Source organism: Chryseobacterium sp. SIMBA_038, from assembly GCF_046535115.1.
Classification (GTDB): Bacteria; Bacteroidota; Bacteroidia; order Flavobacteriales; family Weeksellaceae; genus Chryseobacterium.
Genome location: NZ_JAWRXH010000147.1, coordinates 1 through 274, shown reverse-complemented (window position 1 = coordinate 274; position 274 = coordinate 1). Strand labels below are relative to the sequence as shown.

Sequence of the window (274 nt, the reverse complement as noted above, 5' to 3'; positions counted from 1 at the left end):
CAGCTATCGAACTGACGACAAAGAGGGGCCTGAGGCGGCGGGGAGGCTTTCGAGCGTCTACGGTGTTATGACGACGCTTTGTTGCGGGACTGGTGCGGGAATGCTGACGGATGGGCTGGCCGGCCCGATCGACGGCCCGACAAGAAGGCCATTGACGTTCGTTCCTACCGTGGTGAGATAAGAGCTGCGTGTCGCGATCGCTGTCACAAGGCCTTGTGGCGGCGCAGTGTTATAGATGTAGACCGCGCCGTTGCTGACGTAGTTGTTGACGGAC

The 274-nt window shown here is 60.2% G+C and carries 1 protein-coding gene; it reads right to left on the bottom strand.

Annotated features, from left to right (window positions below; genetic code table 11):
* Positions 1-57: 57 nt before the first annotated feature.
* Positions 58-274 (bottom strand): type IV pilus biogenesis protein PilM (pilM, locus tag SB689_RS23055; protein WP_410694390.1); only part of this gene is annotated, 217 nt, incomplete at its 5' end.